Below are 6,590 nucleotides of genomic sequence, written 5' to 3'. Positions count from 1 at the left end.
AGAAGCTCTGCAAATCGACCCAAACTTTGCAATCGCTCACAATAACCTGGGTTTAGCACTGTCCGATCAAGGGAAGTTGTCAGAAGCGATCGCCGTCTACCAAGAAGCTCTGCAAATCGACCCAAACTATGTAAACGCTCACAATAACCTGGGTTCAGCACTGTCCGATCAAGGGAAGTTGTCAGAAGCGATCGCCGCCTTCCAAGAAGCTCTGCAAATCGACCCAAACTTTGCAATCGCTCACAATAACCTGGGGAATGTACTGTCCGATCAAGGGAAGTTGGAACAAGCGATCGCAGAACTAGAAATAGCTGTTCGTCTCGAACCTAGTAACACTCTGTTTCGTGACAACTTAGAGATTTATAGAAATAAGAAGAAGGGTTTTTGGGGACGTTTGTTTAGTGAGTAGAATATTCTCATTTTTATTCATCTCACAAATGTGCGATCGCCTGTTGTTTACGATGCTCACGAAGTGTGCCGAAGGTATCGCTCAACCTCAAAACCTCATCATTCCAGTCTGGAACAAGAATTGTCAAGCAAAAAGGGCGATCGCTTGACCTCTGAACACGAAGCTTCCACTTTGGAACAAGAATTGTCGAGCAAAAAAGACGATCGCTCCACCTCAAAGCTTCATCATTCCACCTCTGAACTCAAAAGTTGCACCTTTGAACAGGAGTTGTCCAGTTAAAAGGGCGATCGCTCCACCTCTGAAATCGGAACTTGCACCTTTTTACACCAACTGCCGAGCAAAAAGAGCGATCGCTCCACCTCTGAACTCGAAGCTTGCACCTTTTTACACCAACTGCCGAGTAAAAAGAGCGATCGCCCCATCTCTGAACTCGAAGCTTGCGCCTTTGAACTCGGAAGTTGCACCTTTTAGCATGAACTGTTGAGTAAAAAGAGCGATCGCTTAACCTTTAAGCCTGGAAGTTGCGCCTTTTATCCTCATCATTCTACTTCTGAACTTAAAGCTTGCACTTCAGAACACAAATTGTCGAGTTAAAAAGGCGTAGGCATAGCCCGTCGTAGATATTGCTCCACCACAAAGTGTCACCAATAGTCTAGTTTTACTCATCTAAACGGATTGCGATCGCATTCAGCAACTCCTCAAAGTCTGATTCGCTGTGAATATCAGGGGTGAGCGTGTTCATATCTTTTAGCAGGTTGGTTAGTTCTGCGATCGTGTTGCGAATCTCGGTGTATTGGTCAATTTCTTCACGAAATCCCTGCAAATTAGCTGCGGAAACTCCTTTCATCCCTTCATCTAATTCTTTAATTTCGTCTTCCCAATGCTTAATATATTTAAGTCTGGCAACAGGTTTATAAATTTGGGCATCCGCTAACACAATCGGGAAAATTCGATTATAAAAATCTCCATTTTTAGCAATTTGCACTAGCTCAAACATACAATTGGGAGATTTTAAATACTTGTCACTAATAACTGCGATCGCACATTTACCCCGTCCAATCCGTTCCATAAAGGCTTTAATTAGTCCTTTGTAGCCCAAATCGCGTTTATCACGGATGATTTTGATTCCTTTTGCCTGTAAAGTCTCATCCAGTTGATTGACAAATTGCTCACTTTCTCCACCCCAAGCATAAGAGATGAAAATTTCCTTCTCGAATTCCATTGCAGATTGACTATTCACGATCTGTTTTTGTTCTTCTTCACTATCTCGTAAACGATGCGTCAATGATTCATTTCTCTCTTGCTCTAGTTGGCTTTGCAACTGTGCAACTTGGGGGTTGAGTTCCCTATCTGCTTTAATCGCTTAAAACATGACATCATCAATTAACCTACGGACATCTACCATTTCATAGCTATTTTCGCACTCAATTTGGTAACGGCGATCGCTCAAACGCTTATTGAGTTTATCTAAGGAATAGGAATAAGGTGTGGGCAGATTTTTACAAGTTTCGCAGTTACAAGGAACTAAAGTTTGATATTGCAAACGTTCATAAGAGTTGTGGATTTTTTCGAGTTCATGGGTGATGACAGCCATCAATTCTTTTTTGCGGTTTCCGGCTACACGGATTTTAATTTTCCGTTGATGATAGTTTTCAATGACTTCTGCACGAGTTTGGTCTTTGTTGAGAACAACACCGTTTTTCCAAACGAGTTTTTGCTGTTCAATCCAAGGGTGCGTCTCGACGATAAAGCGGGTAATGATGCCTTTGGGCATGAATGTATAGGTGTAGCGCAGGATTAGGTTGTTGCGATCGTCCCAGGTGTAATCAGCTTTTTCAATGGAAAGCAATTGAGGCGCAATATAAATATCACGACGACCCGGAATTTCGTAGCAAAGCTTGAACCGCATCATTAATTGCAGGAGTTCATCTCGCATATCTGCATATTCGTTGTCTTGCCAAATATCTTCAAGGTCGTCTTTGGTAAAACAACCTAGATTGTCCTTGACAGTCTGATTATCCAAAACTTTGTAGACGGCAGTTGTCCCCCATTCTGGTTTGAGGATGACGTAATGTTTGAGTGTAGAATCGTCTTGAAAGTGGAGGCAAACGCCGAGGTCGTGTAGATAGCTGCTCAAGCGCAGCATGTCTTTCTTGTCAGTCAAATTATTGACTCGGCAAAGGGTAAAGTATTCCTCAACGCTGATGTAATTTCGGTAATTGTTCTCTAATGCGTTTCTGACTCTTACCCAGAGTTTTGGTAGAGGTGTAGCAACGTGGTCAAGATTACTGATGTAAAGCTGAATAGCCTTTTTAATCTCTGCCAAACCGCGATTAGTATCTAAATTGGTTGCCAGAATTTCCTTGAGATTGTCAAATTCTCCTCGTAACTGGCCCCCATCGACTTCGCATTGACGGTCTTGTTTTTCGTTTTTGATGATCAGAACTGGACTCTTGTCGCTCAAGAGTTCGACAACCTTTAGCCACCAGTAAAAACCAGTGTTTTCTTTGCGAGTGTCGGCAACTAAGGCATAGAGAGAACGCTTGCTGAGGAAAAACTGATGGGTTTGATGGTAGATTTCCTGACCACCAAAATCCCAGATGTTGACTCGAAAATCTTTGCCATTCGGTAATGTAAAGTGCCATTGGATGACTTCAATGCCTTCGGTTGATTTCTCTTTTGGCTGGAGTTCGTAGGTTTTATCCCTGATCTTCTTGGCTAAAGAAGTTTTACCAGCTCCCCCTTCGCCAACAATCAAGAATTTTGCTTCGTAGAAAGGTTCGGTTTCGGTTGGATCTTGCACCCGGAAATAGAAATCGAGAATTTCATTCACATCACCTGGATCTTCAGTTAAATCCTTCGATCCCAAAATCTCAGGTGGAATCGGGACTGGGTTCCTACGAAGATCGAGTTTTTTCAGGTTTGGCAGTTGCATGATTTCCCTTGGCAGACTGCTCAGTTGATTACTGCTGAGGTCGAGGGATTGCAGGTTTGTAAGTTGGACAAATTCTGCTGGCAGACTGCTCAGTTGATTACTGCTGAGGTAGAGGGTTTGTAGGTTGATCAGTTGCATGATTTCCCTTGGCAGACTGCTCAGTTGATTACTGCCGAGGTCGAGGGATTGCAGGTTTGTGAGTTGGAAAAATTCTACTGGCAGACTGCTCAGTTGATTTTTGTAGAGGTCGAGGGTTTGAAGGTTGGTGAGTTGTCCAAATTCCTCTGGCAGACTGCTCAGTTGATTGTTGTAGAGGTAGAGGGATTGCAGATTGGTGAGTTGTCCAAATTCTGCTGGCAGACTGCTCAGTTGATTATTGCGGAAGTAGAGGGATTGTAGATTGGTGAGTTGGAAAAATTCTGCTGGCAGACTGCTCAGTTGATTTTCGTTGAGACCGAGGATTTGCAGCTTGGTAAGTTGGAAAATTTCCGGTGGCAGACTGCTCAGTTGATTTTTGTCGAGACCGAGGGTTTGCAGCTTGGTGAGTTGTCCAAATTGCGCTGGTAGGCTGCTTAGTTGATTGCCGCTGAGGTAAAGGGTTTGCAGGTTGGTGAGTTGTCCAAATTCCTCTGGCAGGCTACTCAGTTGATTTTCGTTGAGACTGAGGATTTGTAGGTTGGTGAGTTGTCCAAATTCCGCTGGCAGACTGCTCACTTGATTACTGCGTAGAGAAAGGGTTTGCAGCTTGGTAAGTTGGACAAATTCCGCTGGCAGACTGCTCAGTTGATTTTTGTCGAGACCGAGGGTTTGCAGGTTGGTGAGTTGGAAAATTTCCACTGGCAAGCTGCTCAGTTGATTGCCGCTAAGGTAGAGGGTTTGCAAGCTAATGAGTTGAAAAATTTCCGCTGGCACGCTGCTCAGTTGATTGCCGCTAAGGTAGAGGGTTTGCAACTTAATGAGTTGAAAAATTTCCGCTGGCACGCTGCTCAGTAGATTACTGCGGAGGTCGAGAGTTTGTAAGTTGATGAGTTGGACAATTTCTACTGGCAGACTGCTTAGTTTATTACTGCGGAGGTCGAGGGATCGCAAGTTGGTGAGTTGGACAATTTCCGCTGGCAGCGTTGTTAACTTTTTGCCAGAAAGGTCTAATGTTGTCACCTTGTCTCTGAAAGCTTGTTCAATAATTTCCAGCAGTTCTTCGTTAGTCATTTCGGGTTTTACAGAGGTGATGCCTGACGACAAGTTGCTGCTTGGACGCGCAGCAGGAAATTGAGGTAATTAATAATGTAGCCTGTATGAAGTATTGCATTCAGGCAATGTGTGTGCGATCGCAGACTCCAGATGACATCATATTTCAGGTTAGAGTATAGTTTTAGACGACATCAATTTCTAAAATGATGTTTATACTTAGAACTTAGTAAATGAAAGCAGGTGCATAATGAAACTACAAGATTTCTTGGGGAAAGATGAGAAATGGTCGTTTGAGGCGATCGCAGATGATGCAGACTTGGCTCGTCAGATTCAGATATTGTTAATCGGCTTAGGTTTGCTAGAACCTCCAGCCGATGGTAAATTTGGCCCTGTTTCTGCGATCGCTATCAAAAAATTTCAAGAATTAATAAAGACTGAAGAGAGTGGCTTTTTAGGAGCAGTCACAGCCAAGAAACTAATTGAAACCAAAATAGACGATCTTCCTAAACCTCCCTTAAAACTAGGCAATGACATCGCTAGTAAGATTGTGAAATACATGCTAGCCAAAGGTTATCAGGTATTTACCAATTCCAAAGAATACAATATTGTTTATGTAGAGGGTATCAATGGAGACTGGACTCTCAACAGTGATACACCCAATCAATTTAACGATCGGCGGATTGTGATTGAAGTAGTAAATGGTGTTCCCAAAATCGTAGATCACTGGGAAGCTACTACAGAACCAGGGAGATACTACACTTATAATCCGATGAATCCCAAAGGAGCAGCTAGGATTCAGTTTGGGCAATACAAAGCTTGGGCTGTTGGTACTCACGGCACAGCCGAGCCTCATGAAGCATTAGTGCAAGTTGGAGATATAACTGTTTGTAGAGATTTCAACCAAGATTTTAAACGGACTGGCGACAAACTTGATACAGGTGATAATTTTTATGTAAATCAACACTACGGCTTTGATTTTCCCCAAAATGATATTCGCCTTGCTAGTGCAGGTTGTTTAGTGGGACGTAGCCGTGAGGGACATAGAGAGTTTATGGCAATTATTAAACAAGACCGTCGTTATGTCGCTAATCGCAAATATGTTTTCTACACTACCGTAATTCCTGGGGATGATTTACTGTAAACGTTTCCAGGATGAAGTAATAGTTAATTGGTAGCATTTATTGTTGTGATGCAACGTTTAGTAAGGTAGCACAGTCGTGCTACCTTACTTTGTCTAACTTTGTTCTTGTGGTTGTCCTATTTGTGCCGTCAGTTTCTCTTTATCCAGCCTGCGTTTTTTGGCGTAAAGTTGAATAGTGACTGCCATCAAAATAATCATGGCGAAAATAGCCCAGGCAGCGATATCTGTAGGTAGATTATTTTTAAACACAGCCAGCAACACGATCGCTACTAACATAACTGTAGGAGCTTCATTTAAAGCCCGTAATTGCTGACCACTCCAGCCACACTCATCTACTGCTAATTTCTTCATCAGCCGAGCGCAGTAATGATGATAGCCAATTAAAATAGCCACAAACAGCAGTTTGATATGCAACCATCCCTCTTTTAAAATATCCGGTTCAGTGCTTACTAAACCGATAGCCATTGCGATCGTCACAAACATTCCTGGGTTAGTGATGATAGAGTAAAGGCGCTTTTCCATAATTTGATACTGATTTTTCAGTATCGTTCGTGCTGGTTCAGGTTCTTCATTAGCTTCAACGTGATAGATAAAAAGACGTACTAAGTAAAATAAACCAGCGAACCAAACTACAAATCCGACAATATGAAAGGCTTTAAACCATGAATAAGCCACGAATCATAATCTCCTTTACTTGTAATGGTAATAAAAAGTAGTCAGGAGCCAGAATTCTGAATTCAGAATATTCTACCCGTTAAAGTATGAGTTTTAACAAGAAAAAACATTTGAATCCTGCCACTTAATCTTCCATTTAGTGAACTACAGTGATGATTTTGCATCCTCTACTAATTGATTCTGATTCCTGAATTCTAAATTCTGACTCCTGAATTCTGACATTCATTTTTATAATATCG

The 6,590-nt window shown here is 42.3% G+C and carries 7 protein-coding genes; 3 read left to right on the top strand and 4 right to left on the bottom strand.

Annotation, left to right across the window (positions count from 1 at the left end):
• Nucleotides 1-409, top strand: a 409-nt coding sequence (locus tag V7K53_RS14760) for a tetratricopeptide repeat protein (RefSeq protein ID WP_335198274.1), incomplete at its 5' end; no start/stop codon positions are given.
• Between the two features lie 120 nt (nt 410-529).
• Nucleotides 530-688: a hypothetical protein gene (locus V7K53_RS14755; RefSeq protein WP_335198273.1), complete on the top strand. Its 159-nt coding sequence runs from the start codon at nt 530-532 to the stop codon at nt 686-688.
• On the opposite strand, the gene V7K53_RS14750 is transcribed toward V7K53_RS14755, so the two are convergent.
• The 3 genes from V7K53_RS14750 to V7K53_RS14740 form a co-directional block, all read right to left on the bottom strand.
• The gene (locus V7K53_RS14750; protein WP_335198272.1) at nt 685-873 is read right to left on the bottom strand and encodes a hypothetical protein; all 189 of its coding nucleotides are present in this window, start codon (nt 871-873) and stop codon (nt 685-687) included. The genes V7K53_RS14755 and V7K53_RS14750 overlap by 4 nt on opposite strands.
• Before the next feature lie 194 nt (nt 874-1,067).
• Nucleotides 1,068-1,730: a toll/interleukin-1 receptor domain-containing protein gene (locus V7K53_RS14745; protein WP_335198271.1), complete on the bottom strand. Its 663-nt coding sequence runs from the start codon at nt 1,728-1,730 to the stop codon at nt 1,068-1,070.
• 42 nt (nt 1,731-1,772) lie between these two features.
• Nucleotides 1,773-4,553, bottom strand: a complete 2,781-nt coding sequence (locus V7K53_RS14740; RefSeq protein ID WP_335198270.1) for a leucine-rich repeat domain-containing protein — start codon at nt 4,551-4,553, stop codon at nt 1,773-1,775.
• 229 nt (nt 4,554-4,782) lie between these two features.
• Here V7K53_RS14740 and V7K53_RS14735 point away from each other — a divergent pair, with 229 nt between their 5' ends.
• Entirely contained in the window at nt 4,783-5,676 is an 894-nt protein-coding gene (locus V7K53_RS14735) for a peptidoglycan-binding domain-containing protein (RefSeq protein ID WP_335198269.1), read from the top strand.
• A gap of 93 nt (nt 5,677-5,769) precedes the next feature.
• Here the strand turns inward: V7K53_RS14735 and hemJ are convergent, their stop codons facing one another.
• Nucleotides 5,770-6,351, bottom strand: a complete 582-nt coding sequence (gene hemJ, locus V7K53_RS14730) for a protoporphyrinogen oxidase HemJ (RefSeq protein ID WP_335198268.1) — start codon at nt 6,349-6,351, stop codon at nt 5,770-5,772.
• Nucleotides 6,352-6,590: the final 239 nt, after the last annotated feature.

Origin of the sequence: Nostoc sp., assembly GCF_036917355.1 — a bacterium.
GTDB lineage: Bacteria > Cyanobacteriota > Cyanobacteriia > Cyanobacteriales > Nostocaceae > Nostoc.
Note: the sequence above shows the minus strand (reverse complement) of the source record. Positions and strands in the feature narration are given on the sequence as shown.

What these genes read in the sequence shown, in the direction of transcription:
- V7K53_RS14735 (WP_335198269.1), top strand. Translation starts at nt 4,783, where the DNA reads ATGAAACTACAAGATTTCTTGGGGAAAGATGAGAAATGGTCGTTTGAG.
- V7K53_RS14740 (WP_335198270.1), bottom strand. Translation starts at nt 4,553, where the DNA reads ATGACTAACGAAGAACTGCTGGAAATTATTGAACAAGCTTTCAGAGAC.